Raw genomic sequence first — 272 nt, 5'->3', positions numbered from 1 at the left:
GCCCAGGCCGGCGAGAGCCGCTTCGAGGATGCCTTTGTCAAACTGGCTTTCCCGCAGGAGGCGGCGGCATGAATCAGGCGTGGATCGTCTTTGTCAAAGAGCTGCGCGACGCGCTGCGCGACCGTCGCACGCTGTTGCGCCTGGCCCTGCCAGCGGTGCTGATGGGCCCGCTGCTGCTGTCGGCGCTGTCGGGCCTGATCGCCTCGCTGGAGGAGCGCGCCGACAAGCGCGAGGTGCTGGTGGCCGGCATGGAGGCCGCGCCGACGCTGGCC

The 272-nt window shown here is 70.6% G+C and carries 1 protein-coding gene; it reads left to right on the top strand.

Annotation, left to right across the window (positions count from 1 at the left end; translation table 11 throughout):
• Positions 1–68 precede the first annotated feature (68 nt).
• A partial coding sequence (locus RVY79_RS19670; protein ID WP_317466256.1) for a hypothetical protein occupies positions 69–272 on the top strand: 204 nt, incomplete at its 3' end.

The organism is Chromohalobacter sp. HP20-39 (assembly GCF_033052815.1).
Classification (GTDB): Bacteria; Pseudomonadota; Gammaproteobacteria; order Pseudomonadales; family Halomonadaceae; genus Chromohalobacter.
Note: the sequence above shows the minus strand (reverse complement) of the source record. Positions and strands in the feature narration are given on the sequence as shown.